This window comes from Hoeflea sp. BAL378 (assembly GCF_000759435.1).
Taxonomy (GTDB): Bacteria; Pseudomonadota; Alphaproteobacteria; order Rhizobiales; family Rhizobiaceae; genus Hoeflea.
Genome location: NZ_JRJG01000044.1, coordinates 68,652 through 85,419 on the forward strand (window position 1 = coordinate 68,652; position 16,768 = coordinate 85,419).

General features: G+C 66.9%; 18 protein-coding genes. 7 read left to right on the forward strand and 11 right to left on the reverse strand.

All coding sequences use genetic code 11. From position 1 onward, the window contains the following. Positions 1–20 precede the first annotated feature (20 nt). The 7 genes from gmk to fabD all read right to left on the reverse strand — a co-directional run bounded on the left by gmk (position 21) and on the right by fabD (position 6,598). Entirely contained in the window at positions 21–677 is a 657-nt protein-coding gene (gene gmk / locus LL06_RS11945; protein WP_035526694.1) for a guanylate kinase, read from the reverse strand. Between the two features lie 2 nt (positions 678–679). Next, positions 680–1,567 (reverse strand): YicC/YloC family endoribonuclease, encoded by an 888-nt coding sequence (locus LL06_RS11950; protein WP_035526697.1) that lies wholly within the window; start codon positions 1,565–1,567, stop codon positions 680–682. Between the two features lie 65 nt (positions 1,568–1,632). Continuing rightward, entirely contained in the window at positions 1,633–2,838 is a 1,206-nt protein-coding gene (gene mltG, locus LL06_RS11955; protein WP_035526700.1) for an endolytic transglycosylase MltG, read from the reverse strand. Positions 2,839–2,955: 117 nt separating this feature from the next. Continuing rightward, the gene (gene fabF, locus LL06_RS11960) at positions 2,956–4,218 is read right to left on the reverse strand and encodes a beta-ketoacyl-ACP synthase II (protein WP_035526703.1); all 1,263 of its coding nucleotides are present in this window, start codon (positions 4,216–4,218) and stop codon (positions 2,956–2,958) included. 99 nt (positions 4,219–4,317) lie between these two features. Then, positions 4,318–4,554 (reverse strand): acyl carrier protein, encoded by a 237-nt coding sequence (locus LL06_RS11965; protein ID WP_035526784.1) that lies wholly within the window; start codon positions 4,552–4,554, stop codon positions 4,318–4,320. A 293-nt stretch (positions 4,555–4,847) separates the two neighbouring features. After that, positions 4,848–5,585: a 3-oxoacyl-[acyl-carrier-protein] reductase gene (gene fabG, locus LL06_RS11970; RefSeq protein WP_035526706.1), complete on the reverse strand. Its 738-nt coding sequence runs from the start codon at positions 5,583–5,585 to the stop codon at positions 4,848–4,850. 59 nt (positions 5,586–5,644) lie between these two features. Then, complete coding sequence (gene fabD, locus LL06_RS11975; protein ID WP_035526709.1) at positions 5,645–6,598, reverse strand: ACP S-malonyltransferase; 954 nt, start codon at positions 6,596–6,598, stop codon at positions 5,645–5,647. A gap of 232 nt (positions 6,599–6,830) precedes the next feature. Here fabD and LL06_RS11980 point away from each other — a divergent pair, with 232 nt between their 5' ends. From LL06_RS11980 to LL06_RS11990, 3 genes are all read left to right on the forward strand, one after another. After that, on the forward strand, positions 6,831–7,115 hold the full coding sequence (locus tag LL06_RS11980; protein ID WP_035526711.1) for a hypothetical protein: 285 nt from the start codon (positions 6,831–6,833) through the stop codon (positions 7,113–7,115). A gap of 133 nt (positions 7,116–7,248) precedes the next feature. Further along, complete coding sequence (locus tag LL06_RS11985) at positions 7,249–8,175, forward strand: calcium/sodium antiporter (RefSeq protein ID WP_035526713.1); 927 nt, start codon at positions 7,249–7,251, stop codon at positions 8,173–8,175. 106 nt (positions 8,176–8,281) lie between these two features. After that, positions 8,282–9,322: an aldo/keto reductase gene (locus LL06_RS11990; protein ID WP_035526716.1), complete on the forward strand. Its 1,041-nt coding sequence runs from the start codon at positions 8,282–8,284 to the stop codon at positions 9,320–9,322. 43 nt (positions 9,323–9,365) lie between these two features. Here LL06_RS11990 and LL06_RS11995 read toward each other — a convergent pair whose 3' ends face one another. The 4 genes from LL06_RS11995 to LL06_RS12010 all read right to left on the reverse strand — a co-directional run bounded on the left by LL06_RS11995 (position 9,366) and on the right by LL06_RS12010 (position 13,884). Further along, complete coding sequence (locus LL06_RS11995; RefSeq protein WP_201772332.1) at positions 9,366–10,517, reverse strand: MFS transporter; 1,152 nt, start codon at positions 10,515–10,517, stop codon at positions 9,366–9,368. A gap of 239 nt (positions 10,518–10,756) precedes the next feature. Beyond that, positions 10,757–11,233, reverse strand: a complete 477-nt coding sequence (locus LL06_RS12000) for a pyridoxamine 5'-phosphate oxidase family protein (protein WP_035526719.1) — start codon at positions 11,231–11,233, stop codon at positions 10,757–10,759. Positions 11,234–11,353: 120 nt separating this feature from the next. After that, on the reverse strand, positions 11,354–13,372 hold the full coding sequence (locus LL06_RS12005) for an EAL domain-containing protein (protein ID WP_052161463.1): 2,019 nt from the start codon (positions 13,370–13,372) through the stop codon (positions 11,354–11,356). A gap of 29 nt (positions 13,373–13,401) precedes the next feature. Then, positions 13,402–13,884 carry a molybdopterin-dependent oxidoreductase gene (locus LL06_RS12010; RefSeq protein WP_035526789.1) on the reverse strand — a complete coding sequence of 161 codons (483 nt, stop codon included), beginning with the start codon at positions 13,882–13,884 and terminating at the stop codon, positions 13,402–13,404. 432 nt (positions 13,885–14,316) lie between these two features. On the opposite strand from LL06_RS12010, the gene rpsF reads away from it, so the two are divergent. The 4 genes from rpsF to rplI all read left to right on the forward strand — a co-directional run bounded on the left by rpsF (position 14,317) and on the right by rplI (position 16,738). Further along, complete coding sequence (gene rpsF, locus LL06_RS26860; protein ID WP_081963932.1) at positions 14,317–14,757, forward strand: 30S ribosomal protein S6; 441 nt, start codon at positions 14,317–14,319, stop codon at positions 14,755–14,757. An 11-nt stretch (positions 14,758–14,768) separates the two neighbouring features. Then, a complete protein-coding gene (rpsR, locus tag LL06_RS12020) occupies positions 14,769–15,017 on the forward strand; it encodes a 30S ribosomal protein S18 (RefSeq protein WP_035526723.1) in 249 nt (82 codons plus the stop codon). Between the two features lie 123 nt (positions 15,018–15,140). Further along, the gene (locus LL06_RS12025; RefSeq protein WP_035526725.1) at positions 15,141–16,100 is read left to right on the forward strand and encodes a DUF2232 domain-containing protein; all 960 of its coding nucleotides are present in this window, start codon (positions 15,141–15,143) and stop codon (positions 16,098–16,100) included. A gap of 41 nt (positions 16,101–16,141) precedes the next feature. Continuing rightward, positions 16,142–16,738, forward strand: a complete 597-nt coding sequence (gene rplI, locus LL06_RS12030; RefSeq protein ID WP_035526727.1) for a 50S ribosomal protein L9 — start codon at positions 16,142–16,144, stop codon at positions 16,736–16,738. Positions 16,739–16,768 lie beyond the last annotated feature (30 nt).

A 16,768-nucleotide genomic window follows, 5' to 3' on the forward strand; every position in this document is an offset into this window, starting at 1 on the left:
GCGGGAATCGCGGCTGCCGATCAGCCCTCGAGCAGGCCCTTGACGAAATCGAACAGGCCGGGGCGACGGTCGCGGCGCAGGCGCTCGGCCTGGACGATGGCGCGCACGGCCGAATAGGCCCGGTCGAGGTCGTCGTTGATGACGACGTAATCATATTCGCGCCAGTGCTCGATTTCCGAGCGGGCGTTGGCGAGCCGCTGCTCGATCACCTCCTCGGAATCCTCGGCGCGGCGGTGCAGCCGGGCGCGCAGTTCCTCCATCGACGGCGGCAGGATGAAGATCGAGACCACGTCGGCGCTCATCTTCTCCTGCAGTTGCAGCGCGCCCTGCCAATCGATGTCGAACAGCATGTCGCGGCCTTCGGCCATCGCCGTCTCGGCGGCCTCGCGCGGCGTGCCGTAGCAGTTGCCATGCACCTCCGCCCATTCGAGCAGCGCCTCGGAATCGCGCATCCGCTCGAAATCGCGCTTGGACTTGAAATGGTAGTGCACGCCCTCGATCTCGCTGCCGCGGCGCTGCCGCGTCGTCACGCTGACCGAGAGGCTGAGCCCGTCGTCATGTTCGAGCAGGTTGCGGGCGATGGTGGACTTGCCGGCGCCCGACGGCGAGGAAATCACCAGCATGAGGCCGCGCCGCTTGATGCGGGCCGAGGGAAGATGGGCGGGCGGCTGGCTCATCGCTACTCCAGATTTTGAACTTGCTCGCGAAACTGGTCGATCAGGACTTTCAAATCAAGCCCGATCGCGGTCACCGGCGCGGCATTGGATTTCGAACATATGGTGTTGGTTTCGCGGTTGAATTCCTGGGCCAGGAAATCGAGCCGGCGGCCGGCCCCGCCCTCGCCCGCAAGCAGCGCCCGGGCGGCTGAGACATGCGCCTTGAGCCGGTCGATCTCCTCGCAGAGATCCGCCTTGGTGGCAAGCAGCGCGGCTTCCATGTGCAGCCGGTCGCGGTCGAGCCCGGCGCCGCTGTCCATCAGCGCCGCCACCTGGGCCGCCAGGCGATCTCGGATGGCTTCGGGCGAGCGCGACGGGTCGGCCTCGACCATCAGCGTCAGGCGTTCGATCTGGTCGACCTGGTCGGCAAGCACCCGGGCGAGTGCGGCGCCTTCCGACAGCCGCATCGCCCTGAGGTCCTCGACCGCCGCCAGGAAGCCCGACAGCAGCGCCGCGTCGCGCGCCGCTCGCTGGGCGTCCGAGAGTTCGGGATCGCGGAATTCGAGCACGCCCTTGATGTTGAGAATGCCGTCGAGCGCCGGCTTGCGCGCGTCGATGCGGTCTTCGAGCTTGTTGACGAGATTGATCACCGCCTCGAGCGCCGCCTCGTTGACCACGGCCTCGACGGCGGCGCCGGTGGCGCTGACCGAGAGCGTGACCTGCAGGTTGCCGCGGGCGAAGGCTGCGGCAGTCGCCTTGCGCACCGGCTGCTCCAGCGCCTCGAAGCCCTGCGGCAGCCGCAGCCGCACATCCAGGCCCTTGCCGTTGACGGAGCGCAGCTCCCAGACAAAGCGGCAGCCTTCGGCCTCGCCCTCACGGCGCGCGAAGCCCGTCATCGACTGAACCGCCATGCCACCCCCCTGTTGCCCCAACCGATTTTGACTGGCCCGGCGCGCCCCACATCAGGCGATCCGGATCAATTGCCTGCCGGCTTTTCCTCTGTCGCGGCGGCGTTGGCCGCGGCCGCGTCTTCCGCCGCCTTGAGCTGCTCGGCCTCGAGCCTGCGCCAGCGGGCGACATTGGCGTTGTGCTCGTCGAGCGTCTCGGCGAAGGCGTGGCCGCCGGTGCCGTCCGCGACGAAGTAGAGATCCTTTGTGCGCGACGGATTGGCGACCGCCTCCATCGCCTCGCGGCCCGGATTGGCGATCGGCGTCGGCGGCAGGCCGTTGATCACATAGGTGTTGTAGGGCGTGGGCTTGTCGACGTCGGACTTGTAGATCGGCCGGTCGGCGGGCTTTCCCGCGCCGCCGAACAGGCCGTAGATGATGGTCGGATCCGACTGCAGGCGCATGCCCTGGTTGAGACGGTTGATGAAGACGCCGGCCACGCGCGGCCGCTCGTCCGCTTTGGCGGTTTCCTTCTCGACGATGGAGGCCAGGATCACCAGCTCCTCGGGGGTCTCCAGCGGCAGGTTGGGGTCGCGCCGCTCCCACACAGCGGCCAGCGCCCGGGTCTGCGCCTTGACCATCTGCTCGACGATCTCGGCGCGGGTGGTGCCGCGCGAAAACTTGTAGGTTTCGGGCAGCAGCGCGCCTTCGGCCGGCATCTCCTCGGGCAGGTCGCCCTCCAGCATCGTGTCCGCCCGCAGCCGGTCGAACACTTGCTGCACGGTCTGGCCTTCCGGCACAGTGAAGGAATGCAGGATCGATTTGCCCGACTGCATCAGCTCGACGATGTCGCGCATCGAGGCATGCGCCTTGATCTCGTATTCGCCGGCCTTGAGCGTGTCGTCGCCAAGCATGCTCTTGGCGCCGAGCGAGAAGACGCGCTGGTTGGCGATGATCCCCTGCCGCTCGAGCCCGGCGGCGATCTGGTTCAAGCCGGCGCCGTCACGGACCATGAAATCGGTGGTCTGGTCGAGCGGACCGGGGCCTTCGAACTCGGTCTTGCCGTACCAGAAGACGCCAACGCCGATGATGGCGATGAAAATGATCAGCGACAGGATGAAATTGAGGAACACCACCACCTGGTTGCGGGCGCGGCGCGAGCGCTTGGGCGGCTGCGGCGCCTTTTCCGGCTTCAGCGCCTGCGACGGCGACACAGGCACGATCGGACCCGAAGCGCCTTTCTTGTCGCCGGCCCGGCCGAAAAGTCCCTTGTTCTGATTATCGCGGTCGTTCACGAGGTCAATCTCCGCTGGAATTCACGCAGGGCAAAACCCTGGACAGTGTCTATACCGCTCAATGTGGCGAAATCCCGGTTCGAGGCCAAGCGCGCCGGGAGGCGGCGCTCCTGATCCTCAATCGGCGAATCGTTTCAGGACAAGCGAGGCGTTGGTGCCGCCAAAACCGAAGGAATTGGACAGCGCCACGTCGATCCGGCGGTTGCGTGCCACCTTGGGAACCAGATCTATCTTGGTCTCGACCTCGGGATTGTCGAGATTGAGCGTCGGCGGGGCGACATTGTCGCGGATGGCGAGCGCCGCGAACACGGCTTCCATCGCGCCGGCGGCGCCGAGCAGGTGGCCGATGGCCGATTTGGTCGAGGACATGGAAATCCCCGACGCGGCGTCGCCGACCAGCCGCTCGACGGCGCCGAGCTCGATCGTGTCGGCCATGGTCGAGGTGCCGTGGGCGTTGATGTAGTCGACATCGGCGGCCGTGAGGCCGGCGCGCTTCAGGGCCATCTGCATGCAGCGGTAGGCGCCGTCGCCATCTTCCGCAGGCGCGGTGATGTGGTAGGCGTCGCCCGACAGGCCGTAGCCGACCACCTCGGCGATGATGTTCGCGCCGCGCGCCTGGGCGTGTTCGAGCGCCTCGAGCACCACGGTGGCCGCGCCCTCGCCCATGACGAAGCCGTCGCGGTCGCGGTCATAGGGGCGCGAGGCCTTTTCCGGCGTGTCGTTGTAGGAGGTCGACAGCGCCTTGCAGGCGGCGAAGCCCGCCAGGCCGATGCGGCAGATCGCCGCTTCCGCGCCGCCGGCGACCATCACGTCGGCATCGCCGAGCGCGATCAGCCGGGCGGCGTCGCCGATGGCGTGCGCGCCGGTGGAACAGGCGGTGACGACGGAATGGTTGGGGCCGCGCAGGCCGTGGCGGATCGAGACCTGGCCGGAGATCAGGTTGATCAGGCGGCCCGGAATGAAGAAGGGCGAGACCCGGCGCGGACCCTTGTCGCGCAGCGTGTAGCCCGCCTCGACGATGCCTTCGAGGCCGCCCACGCCGGAGCCGATCATCACGCCGGTGGCGATCTGGTCTTCGCGCGACTGCGGATGCCAGCCGGCATCCCTGAGCGCCATGTCGGCGGCGGCGACGCCGAAGAGAATGAACTTGTCGACCTTGCGCTGTTCCTTGGGCTCCATCCAGTCATCCGGATTGAAGCCGCCCTCGACAGAGGTGTCGGTCGGCACGGAACAGGCAATCTGGGCGGCGATGTCGCTCACGTCGAAGGCGGTGACGCGGGAGGCCGCGTTGTGGCCGGCGATCAGCCGCGACCACGTGATCTCCGTGCCGCAGCCGAGCGGAGATACGACACCCGTTCCGGTGATGACGACTCTGCGCATCGTCTCAATTCCCAGTCATGCCAGAATAGCAACAAACCGGCGCAGGTCCTGCGCCGGTCTTGAAGGCGGCAGAACAGCCGCCCGCCGTTTCATGTCCATTCAGGCCTGGGCCTTGGAGATGAACTTGACCGCGTCACCGACGGTCAGAATGGTGTCGGCGGCGTCATCGGGGATTTCCACGCCGAATTCTTCTTCGAACGCCATCACCAGTTCGACCGTATCGAGCGAGTCCGCGCCGAGATCATCAATGAAGCTTGCGCCTTCGTTCACCTTTTCAGCGTCAACGCCCAGATGTTCGATGACGATTTTTTTAACGCGGTCTGCGATGTCGCTCATGTCGGTTTCCTCGACCTGTTTCAAATTGTTGTTGCGCCTCGTTACCTGCGCAAGCATGGGTAATCAAGCTCGTTAAGCGTTTTTATGCCCTGGGCTCGGTCCAGTCAAAGCCGAAGCTGTGGATTTCGGCATATTCTGCCTCCGAGCCGGGTCCTTTACACGCTCTCCGGCGCCGGCGAAGTACCATGGTTTGGCAGTCGGGCAAAGCCGGAAAATGCGTTCGGTCCGGTGATTCCCGCCGGACCGCCGTCCCGTCGCCCGCCGCCGCCCGGTCCGGACGGCCGCGCCCGCGCTCAGACCATCAGCATGCCGCCGTTGACGTGGATGGTCTGGCCGGTGACATAGGCGGCCTCGTCACAGGCGAGCCAGGTGACGGCGGAGGCCACTTCCGCGCCCGAGCCCATGCGCTTGAGCGGAATGGCGCCCATGATCGCCTCTTTCTGCTTGTCGTTGAGCTTGTCGGTCATCGCGCTTTCGATGAAGCCCGGCGCCACGCAGTTGACGGTGACGTTGCGCGGGGCGATTTCCTGGGCCAGGCTCTTGGAGAACCCGATCATGCCCGCCTTGGCGGCGCAATAATTGGCCTGCCCGGGATTGCCGGCGACGCCGACGACGGAGGTGATGTTGATGATGCGGCCATGGCGGCGCTTCATCATCGGATGGGCGAGTTCGCGGGTGAGGCGGAACACGGCGGTCAGGTTGACCTCCAGCACCTGATCCCAGGCGTCGTCGCTCATGCGCACGAACAGGCCGTCCTTGGTGATCCCGGCATTGTTGACCAGGATGTCGACGCCTTCGAGCTCGGCCTCTGCCTTCTTGCCGAGCGCCGAGACCGCCTCGCGGTCGGACAGGTCGGCGGGAAACATCATCACCCGCTCGCCCAGTTCGGAGGCCAGCGCCTCGAGCCGCTCGACGCGGGTTCCGTGAAGGCCGACGGTGGCGCCGCGGGCGTGAAGCTGGCGGGCGATCGCCTCGCCGATGCCACCGGACGCGCCGGTCACCAGGGCCTTGCGGCCGGTCAGATCGAACATGAGAGGTCCTTTCGGGATTTGCGTCTGTGCCTGAAGTCAGGCCGTCTTGTGGAGCGTGCTCAGTCTGTTTGCCCGGCGATTGCGGCCAGAAACGGGTCAATGTCGGCGGGACCCGAGACGTTCAGCCCGGTGACCGCGCGGTCGATGCGGCGCGCGAGCCCGGTCAGCACCTTGCCGGACCCGATCTCGGCCAGCGTGGTGACACCGTTTGCCGCAAACCATTCCACGGTCTCGCGCCAGCGGACCTGGCCGGTGACCTGCTCGACCAGCAACCCGGCGATCTCGTCGGGATCGGACACGGGCGCGGCCCGGACATTGGCGACGAGCGGGACGACCGGGGCGGATTTCCTGACGCCCGCGAGCGCCTCGCGCATGGCGTCGGCGGCCGGCTGCATCAGGCTCGAATGGAAGGGGGCTGAAACCGGCAGCATCAGCGCGCGCTTGGCGCCCTTCTCGGTGGCCGCGGCGGCCGCCGCCTCGACGGCGGGCTTGAGGCCGGAAATCACAAGCTGGCCGCCGCCATTGTCATTGGCGATCTGCACCGCGCCGAGCGCGCGTGCGCCGGCGCAGGCGGCCTCGACATCGGCATTCTCCAGGCCGATGATGGCGGCCATGGCGCCCTGGCCCGCCGGCACCGCGGCCTGCATGGCGTTGCCGCGAATGCGCAACAGCCGCGCCGTGTCGGCGATCGAGAACATTCCGGCGGCGCAGAGCGCGGAATATTCGCCCAGCGAATGGCCGGCGACGTAGCTGGCGGCGGTCTCGAGCTTGAGGCCGCGGGCCTCGAGCACGCGGATCAGGGCCATGGAGACCGCCATCAGCGCCGGCTGGGCGTTGGCGGTCAGCGTCAGCGTCTCGTCGGGGCCTTCGAAGATGACCGCCGAGAGCTTCTCGCCGAGCGCGTCGTCGACTTCGTCGAACACGGCGCGGGCCTCGGGATAGGCCTCGGCCAGATCCTTGCCCATGCCTGTCGCCTGGCTGCCCTGCCCCGGAAAAGTGAATGCTGTGGCCATGATTGCCGCTCCGATCAGTTCTTGTCCCGTTGGCGCTTCAATTCACATTCGCGACGCCGGTGTCAAGCTTCGCCCGCCAAGCCGGTCCGCAAGCGCAACGTTTGCGGCGGCTGCTTTCGGCGCAAAGAATATTTGCGCGCGCCGATCCGGGTCATCTTGAATTTGCCACCAACCGCCGTCACATGATGCGCGTTGCGCTCAAATCCGGCAGCGCCTTTTTGGAACCACACAGATGTCGCATCCCGCGTCACCGGCCTCTTCCGCCCCCTCCGCCAGAGCTTACAGCAAAAGCAAATTCGCCGCCTTTCTGACCGCCATCGGCGCCATCGTGCTGATCGGCGCCGAAATCTGGCTCGCCGCCGTCGCCGCGCTCTGGGCACTCGACGGTTTCTTCGACCTCGCCATGATCGGTGACCTGATCCTGGTCGCGCTGATCGCTCCGGCGGCCATCTGGGCCACCTGGATGACGGCGAAGCTGGCGATCGCGGCGGAAATGAACCCCGAAAACGCCGACTGAACGGTCACACCGGCTCCTGACGCCCTATATCACCCCATGATACGCGCTGCCCCCCCGCGGAGTCTTCCGCAGAGGGCCGCGCGTCTTGCCGCGCCATCTGCCGCCATCAGGCCCGTGACCAAAGGAACCTAACATGCTCATCAACATCCTGCTGCTCGCCGCCGGACTTGCCCTGCTGACCTTCGGCGCGGAGTTCCTGGTCCGCGGCGCGATCTCGCTCGCCAACCGGCTCGGCATGCCGCCACTGCTGATCGGGCTCACGGTGGTGGGCTTCGGCACGTCGATGCCCGAGCTCCTGGTGTCGCTGCAGGCAGCCCTCGGCGGCGCGCCGGCGATCGCGGTGGGCAATGTGGTGGGGTCCAACACGGCCAACATCCTGCTCATCCTCGGCGTCGCCGCGGCGATCTCGCCGATCAACGCCCGCATCCCCAATCTCAAGCGCGACCTGGTGATGATGCTCGTGGCGGCCGTGGTGATGCTCGGCCTCGGCTATTGGGGCGTGGTCAATTTCTGGCTCGGCCTGGCGATGTTTGTGGCGCTTGCCTCCTACCTGGCCTGGGTCACCTACACCGACCGTCGGCGCCTGACGCAGGAGGAAGCCGATCTCGTGGTCAAGCTCGAGGGCTGGAAGGAAGCGCTGTTCATCGTCGGCGGCCTTGGCGGCCTGTTCTTCGGCGCCGACCTGCTGATCGACGCCGCCACCGCCATTGCCAAGAGCTACGGCATTTCCGAGGCGGTGATCGGCCTGACCATCGTCGCCGTCGGCACCAGCCTGCCGGAGCTCGCGACATCGGTCGTCGCCGCCTTCCGCCGCCATGCGGAGGTGGCGCTGGGCAATGTCGTGGGCTCGAACATCTTCAATATCCTGGGCATTCTCGGCATCACCGCGATGGTGATCCCGGTTCCGGTCGAGGCGTCGATGGCGTCCTTCGACATTCCCGTCATGCTGGCGGTGTCGGTGGCGCTCGTCGCGCTGATCCTGATGGCCGGGCGGATCGGCCGGGCCGCGGGGCTTGCGATGCTGGCGGCCTATACGGGCTATGTCGCCTGGCTGTTCTAGCTCCAGGGCGGCCCGGCGCCCGGGCATTCTTGCGGCATAACCGGCTTGCGCCCCGGGCCGCCATGGCTATGGTGCGGCCCGGACACCGACAGAAGGAACGGCCCGCATGAAGATGAACCCGCTCGGACGCACCGGCATGATGGTGAGCGAGATCTGCCTCGGCACCATGACCTGGGGCCAACAGAACACCGAAGCCGAGGCGCATGCGCAGATGGACTACGCCCTCACCCAGGGCGTGACCTTCTTCGATGCGGCGGAGATGTACCCGACCCCGACGCGGGCGGAGACGCAAGGGCGCACCGAGGAGATCATCGGAAGCTGGTTCCGGAGGTCCGGGCGGCGGCAGGACGTCGTCCTCGCCACCAAGATGGGCGGCGACGGCGTCGAGTGGATCCGCGGCGGCCAGGGGTTCACGCGGGCCTCGGTGATGGAGGCGGTGGACGGCAGCCTGAAGCGGCTCGGGGTCGAGCATATCGATCTCTACCAGTTGCACTGGCCCAATCGCGGCTCCTACCATTTCCGCAAGCACTGGGCCTTCGACGCGAGCGCCCAGGACAAGCGCGGCGCCGTGGAAGACATGCGCGAGACGCTGGAGGGCCTGGGCGACGCGGTCCGGGCCGGCAAGATCCGCGCCGTGGGCCTCTCCAATGAAAGCGCCTGGGGGACGATGACGTTCCTGCGCCTGGCCGGGGAGCACGGACTGCCGCGCATGGCCTCGATCCAGAACGAATACAACCTGATCTGCCGCCTGTTCGACACCGACCTCGCCGAAGTGGCCCATCACGAGGATGTGGGCCTGCTGGCGTTCTCGCCGCTGGCGGCGGGCATTCTCACGGGCAAGTACCAGGGCGACGTCACGCCCGAGGGCTCGCGCCGGAGCCTGACGCCCAATCTCGGCGGCCGCTGGTGCCCTGAGGCCGAAGCCGCGACCGCGGCCTATCTCGAGGTCGCGGCAAGGCACGGGCTCGATCCGGCGCAGATGGCGATCGGCTTCTGCCTGACCCGGCCGTTCATGACCTCGACGATCATCGGCGCGACGACGATGGACCAGCTCCGGACCGCCATCGGTTCCAAGGACGTGACGCTGTCGGACGCGGTTCTCGAGGACATCGCCACCGCCCGGCGGGCGCATCCGCTGCCGATCTGACGCAGCGCGGCCGGGCTTCGCCGCTCCGCCGCGATCCCTGCCCTCAGTGGCGGCGAAGACCCAGCTTGGCGTGCGTGCGCCGGGCGACCAGCGCGCAGCCGATCAGCAGCAGGCCGGTGGCCGCGAACAGGCCCTGCACCGGCGCGACCGTCAGAACCAGCCGGGCGAAGGCGGGCGAGCCGACCGAGGCGACATCGCGGAAGGTCGAGTAGACCGCCGCCATCTCGGTGCGCTCGGAGGGCTTGACGGTGAGCAGGAAGGGCAGCCCGCCGCAGATGTCGAGCAGGATCAGGAACAGCGTCGCCGAGACAAGGACGGCGATGGCCGGCCAGGGAAAGGCCGATAGAGCCGTGGCGGCGATGAACAGCAGCCCGCTGCCCGCGAATCCCGCGACAAGGGCGTTGCGCACCCCGGTCTTCTGCAGGTAGCCCAGCATCACCGGCGTGAGGAACAGGAAGCCGTTGGATATCGACAGCGCCAGGCCGCCGATCTGGTCGCTGAGCCCGGATTTCACCGCGAAGATCGGCAAATAGATGATGTAGATCGACCAGCCGACGGAGCGCATGGTGGCGTAGAACCAGCCCGCCACCAGCGTCGGCTGGCGGAAGAAGCGCGGCAGGTAGCGCAGCGGATTGGCCGGCGGCCGCCGCGCCTTGGTGATGACCTTGCCGTCGCCCAGCCGCAGATGCCAGAAATAGGCGAGCATCGCCAGGCAGGCGGCGATCGAGATCAGGAACGGGATCTGCGGATGCAGGTCCATCAGCACCACGCCCAGGAACGGGCCGACGCTCCAGGGAATGCCGCTGAACAGAAGCCGCCGGCTTTCGTTGCGGCCCATCGAGGCGCGCTCGACATAGTCCATCACATAGGCGTTGAAGCACACCGCCACGATCACCAGCCCGACCGAATTGAGGGCGACGGCGAGCGGCACGAAGCGGGCGTTGAAAAAGCCGCCGAGAACGCTGCCCGCGATCATGATCAGGATGCCGAGCGTGTAGAGCCAGCGCCGGGGCACGTAGCGGGCCAGGAACGGCACGCCGAGCGCGCACGCAAGCCCGGTACAGCCGATCAGCACATAGACCTCCGACACCGTGGCGGCGTTGCCGAGCGCCCGGTACATCAGCACCGGATAGACGGAAATCAGCGTCGCGCGGGCCGAGGCCTCGCAGGCAGCCAGGATGGCGAAGGAGTTCACGCCGGGACGGGCCGGCGGAAACTCGACGAGCGGAAGACGATTTTGCTGCAATGGAGGGGCTAACGCGCGAAAAGAGGCAACTGAGGATGCTTATCCGCCGCACAATCCGCCCGATTGCCGATTCTGGCAAGATGCCCCCGCGACATCGGACCCCGCGCTAAGGACAGCGGCGCGCGCAACGCCTGTCGCCCATGCCGCGGCCCGGCGGGCGCGGCATGGGCAAGTACGTGAGGGTCGGCCTACATCGCGACCTTGCCGCTGTCGCCGAGATCAGGCTTGCCGAGGCCGGCGGCGGCCGCGGCCATCTTGATGGTCGAGATCAGGTTGTGCGGGCTGTCCCAGGCCTGGGCGTCTTCCGGGACCACGCGGATCAGGCGGATGGTCGGATCCTGCGGCCCATCCCAGAACGACTTCATCATCGGCGACCACAGTTCCTCGATCTTGGCGCGGTCGTTGGAGACCGCCGCCGTGCCCGTGAGCGAGACATAGTCGTTCTTCGACTGGTCGACGAAGGCCAGGGTGACGATCGGGAAACGCTCGATCTGGCCGTCCTTCTCGGCCGCGGCGTCGGTCAGGAAGTAGATGGCGTGCTCGTCCTGCCGCGGCATGGCTGCCATGGGGCGGGCGCTCTGGCGCTCGCCGTCCCAGGTGATGAACATGGCGATATGGATGTCGCCGATCATGTCCCAGACATGTTGCTGATCGATCTTCGTCATAAGCGTGCTCCTGTTGGCTGTTGGCTCAGCAGGTGAACGCGGAAGCGACTGATTGGTTGCGTCTTTCGGCGGGCGGACACGGGCTCGTGACCGGCCGGCGGAGGCTGCGGCGGAGCCGGGTCAGGCGCTCAGGCGGCGCCTGGCGTCGGTCCGGCCGTGGCCCGTCGCCTCGCCCATGTGCAGCCGTGCGGCGGCGGCGACGCCGTGAAGGATCGCCCGGGGAAGATCGTCGAAGGGGACGGGACGACCGAAATGATAGCCCTGGATCGTCTCGCAGCCGGCATCGCGAAGCGCCTCGATCTGGCCCGGGGTCTCGGCGCCCTCGGCGGTGACGTTGATGCCGAGCTGATGCGCCATGGCGGCGATCGAGCCGACGATGGAGCGGGCGCGCTCGTCGGTCTCCATCTCCATCACGAAGGCCCGGTCGATCTTGAGTTCATCCCACGGGAACTGCCTCAGATAGGACAGCGCCGAATAGCCGGTGCCGAAATCATCAAGCGCGATCGAGACGCCCATGTCCCTGAAGCGGGAGAGGATGTCCACGGCCCGGTCGGTTTCCGAGATCATCAGCGTCTCGGTGACCTCGAGCGTCAGCCGGTGCGCCGGCAATCCGGTGGCGTCCAGCACGTCGCGCACCGTGCCCAGGATGTCGTCGCGGATGAACTGGATGGCGGAGAGATTGACGGCGACGCCCACCTCCTCGGGAAAGCAGAGCGCGTCCCGGCACGCCCGCTGCAGGACATTGCGGCCCAGAGCGACGATGAGGCCCGATTCCTCGGCGATCCTGGTGAACTCGCCCGGCGACACCGGGCCCAGCGTCGGATGCGTCCAGCGGGCCAGGGCTTCCACGCCGCGGACGCGTCCGCTGGCGACGTCCATCTTGATCTGGTAGTGCGGAATGATCTCGTCCTTGGCAATCGCGCTCGCCAGTTCCGCCTCGATGGAGGCGCGGCGGATGAAGATATCGTGCATCGCCGGGTCGAATTCCATCACCCTGCCCTTGCCCGAGCCCTTGGCCTGGGACAGCGCGATGTCGGCGTCGATGAGCAGGCTGTTGGGATCGCGGCCGGGAACGCTGATCGCCACGCCCACGGAGGCGCCGACGATGAGCGAACTGCCCTCGATGGCGTAGGTCTCGGACAGGACCGCGCGCAACTGCTCCGCCTGGGCGAAGATGAGGGCAGCGTCGCCCGACGCGTCGAGCATGACGACGAACTCGTCGCCGCCGATCCGGGCGGTCAGCAGGTTGTTCTCGAAGGTCGCGCAAGTGCGCGTCATGCGCTCGGCGACTTCCTTGAGCAGGGCGTCGCCGGCGGCATGGCCAAGCCGGTCGTTGACATTCTTGAAGCCGTCGAGGTCGACCGCCAGCACGGCGATCCTGGTGCATTCGCAATCGCCGCAGGACGCGGCCGCGCGGGCGAATTCGGCGGTGAAGGCCATGCGGTTGGGCAGTCCGGTCAGGCTGTCGTGGTGGGCGAGATAGGAGAAGTCGACGGCGCTGCGCAGCGCCGTGCGGGTGGCCGAGCGGAGGAAGCGGTTCTGCAGCGTCGAGATCCCCAGGAGCAGGGCGATCGAGCCGAACAGGCCGCTCACGAGCCATGTCTGCAGCTTCTGCTTGGCCTGCATCTCGGCGCGGATCTGCGCGGCTTCGTTGACCGAATCGGCCTGCGCCTCGGCGCCCACCCGATCGACCGCGGCAAAGACCCTCTCGAGCTTCTGCCGCAGCGCCGCCAGCGCCGGAGCATCGAGCGTTTCCACCGCGTGCAGAAGCGGCCTGAGCTCGCCATATTCGACCGCCGCGGTCTCGATCAGGTGCCGGCGTTTCGGCTTCATGTCCATGAAGGCCTGGAATCCGGGAGCGTTGTAGATCGAGAAGCGGTTGGCCAGGATCTCCGAGAACAGCGCCACCTGATCCGCATCCCGCCGGTCTTTAGAGACGAGGAAATTGCCGAGCGCCTTCTGCAGGTAAAGGATCTCCATGCGGCCGGCGGCGCCCACCCAGGCGCTGTCGTAGCGCGACGAGCGCTGCATGGCCTGCTCCGTCGCCGTCACGAGATTGGTGTGAACCACGATGATGGTGAGCAAGGCGACCGTCATCGCCACGGCGATGAAGTTGAACACGCTGGTCAGCCGTCGCATGAAGGTTCTCCTGATCGCGGCGGATTCGGTTACTCGACGGTGATCGAGCGGACCTGCCAGGCGGACCGGGCGTAATAGACCTCGTTGTCGAGCGCCGCGTCGGAATCGAACGGATAGACGATGAACAGCGGGCCCTTGTCGCTGACGGGCATGTAGGCGCCGTCCTGCTTGAGGGCGAGGATGACGCCGTAGTGCTCGATGTCGGCCAGCGGCAGTTCGGACCGGTAGTTGTTGAGGGCCACAACGGCGAGAGTGTCGCCGGTGGCGCCGACCCTGTCGAGCAGGGCCTTGAACGGCACGCCCTCGAAGGTGACGGCGCTTTCGCTCCAGGGCGTCCTGGTGACGATGGTGGCGGAGCCGAGCGCCTCGAGATCCTCGCGCGTCATGTCCACCGGAGCCCCTCCGGCGATCTCGCCGTCGATGGTGAGGATCACCTCGCTGGCCGAGACCGGCAGGGCGGAGAGGGCGAGAACGGCAGAGGCGACGAGACCGGCGCGCAGGCGAGAAAACATGAACTGCTCCATGAACAAGGCCGGTCGAGCGGACCGTTTCGATATCGAAGCAAATATCAGCTTCCCGCTAAAGGCTGCTTAAGGCGATAGTGTCAATTTTCACGAGATGGCCGGAATCGGCTCACACCGCGCGTCGCGGGCGCGGATGTCCGGGGCGTTTAAACCTGTTTCGGGCCAGCCCGGCCTTGCAATGCCCGCAAAACCGCGTATAAGCGCGGCTGTTCGAACACCCGGTCATCTGGCTGGTGGCTGAACGGAGGGTGCGATCCTTAACAGGGATCCTAGGGGCAACAGCGCTCCGGCCTCCCGTGTCTCCGCTCACGACCGTCTCGATACCACGTCTTTCTTGCCCGGCCACAGGCCGCCAGGACAAGTCGCTGGGGCTTAGCGCCGGATCCGGGTGATGTATAAAGCAAGAAAGGCAAGTCAATCATGGCTCTGTATGAACATGTATTCCTTGCCCGGCAGGATGTCTCCAGCCAGCAGGTCGAAGGCCTTGTAGAACAGTACAAGGGCGTGATCGAAGCGAATGGCGGCAAAGTCGGGCGTATTGAGCACTGGGGGCTGAAGTCCCTCACCTACCGTATCAACAAGAACCGCAAGGCGCATTACGCGCTGATGGACATCGACGCACCGTCGGACGCCGTCAAGGAAATGGAGCGCCAGATGCGCTTCAACGAAGACATCCTTCGTTTCATGACCGTGTCCGTCGACGCCCATGAGGAAGGCCCCTCGGCCATGCTTCAGAAGCGCGACCGCGACGACCGCCCCCGCGGCGACCGTGACGACCGTCCGCGCGGCGACCGTGATCGTGGCGATCGCGGTGACCGTGGCGACCGTGGCCCGCGCCGTCCGCGCGAAGACCGCGAATAGGAGAACAGACAATGGTCGACATCAACCAGATCCCGACACGCCGTCCGTTCCATCGCCGTCGCAAGACCTGCCCGTTCTCGGGAGCGAATGCGCCGAAGATCGACTACAAAGACGTCCGTCTCCTGCAGCGCTACATTTCCGAGCGCGGCAAGATCGTTCCTTCCCGCATCACCGCGGTGAGCCAGAAGAAGCAGCGCGAACTCGCCAAGGCGATCAAGCGCGCCCGTTTCCTCGGCCTGCTGCCCTACGTGCTGCGCTAAGCCGCTCCTGGACCCGGCGCACGCGCCGGGTCCATTTCCCTTCCCGCGACGGGCGCGGGGTCAGGGCCGCCAAATCCCGGGTTGGGGCGACGCCTCTAACTGCGTGACGCAGGACAGCGACAGATGACACAGCAAAGCACATCGCTCCTTGTGGGCCTGCTCGCCGGCGTTTCCGCCGCGCTCATGCTTGTCAGCGCCGGTTCCCCCTCGAGCCTGTCCTTCATCCTTTTCGCCGCCGCCGCCCTTCCGGTGCTGATCGCAGGGCTCGGCTGGTCCAACCTCGCCTCGATTGTCGCGGTCCTGTCGGCCATGGCGATCATCGGCCTGGCGACGACGCCGCAGGCGGCCCTGGTCTCGGCCGTCACCACGCTCGCGCCCGCGGCCTGGATCGCGCATCTGTCCAACCTCGCCCGTCCGGCCGAGGAAGTCGGCGGACCGGAAGGTGCGGTCGCCTGGTATCCGCTGCCCGACATTTTCGTCAACATCGCCGCATGCGTCTGCGTCGGCCTGGTGGCCGTCGGTCTGGCCATGGGCTACGGCCCGGCGCTGGTCGAGGAGCTGGTCAACGTCTTCGTGGCCACCCTGCAGGAGACCAACGCCGACTACCAGCCGTCCGCCGAGGCGCTCGCGGAGATGAAGCAGTTCTTCCTCTACGCCCTGCCCTCGATCCAGGCCGGGATGTGGGTCGTCATCCTGTTCGCCGGCTGGTACGTGGCCTCGGCGCTGGTGCGCCTGTCGGGCCGCTCCAGGCGGCCCAAGGACGACATCCCCTCGCAGCTCAGGATGCCGCGGCTGGGCGGCTTTGCCCTGGCCGCCGGCGTGGCGATGAGCTTCGTGGGCGGCGGCGTCGGGCTCATCGGCTGGACGCTGATCGGCGCCTTCGGCATGGGCTTCGTCGTGACCGGATTCGCCATCGCCCATCACCGCACCCGCGGCAAGCCGGCGCGCGGCCTGCTGCTGTGGACCGCCTATCTGGCCACCGTGATCTTCACCGTGCCGCTCGTCTTCTTTCTCTTCCTCGGGCTGTTCGACACCGCCCGCGGCCTCACCGCGACCGGCAACGGTCCCACCTCCAAACCCTGACACCACCTCTTGACCTGACACCCCTCGAAAGGAACACCACCATGGACGTCATTCTTCTTGAACGCATCGCCAAGCTCGGCCAGATGGGCGAAACCGTAAAGGTTCGCGACGGCTACGCCCGCAACTTCCTGCTGCCGCAGGGCAAGGCGCTGCGCGCCAACGCCGCCAACAAGTCGCGCTTCGAAGCCGAGCGCGCGACGCTGGAAGCCCGCAACCTCGAGCGCAAGTCGGAAGCCCAGCAGATCGCCGAAAAGCTCGACGGCAAGACCTTCGTGGTCGTCCGCTCCGCCGGCGAAACCGGCCAGCTCTACGGTTCGGTCGCAGCCCGCGACGTGGTCCAGGTGCTTGCCGACAACGGCTTCACCATCGGCCGCAACCAGGTCGACATGAACAACCCGGTCAAGACCATCGGCCTGCACATCGTGCCGCTGGTGCTGCACGCCGACGTCAACGTCAAGGTGACCTTCAACGTCGCCCGGTCCGCCGATGAAGCCGAGCGCCAGCTCAAGGGCGAAGACCTGTCGTCGGCCGACGCCATCTACGGCATCGACGAGGAAGCCGCCGCCGAAGCCGCGGAAGCCGCCGCCAACGATCCGGACTACCTGGATGAGGACGGCGAAGGCGAAGACAACGCCTGATTTGCGGAAGCCGCCTCGCGGCCGCGCAGT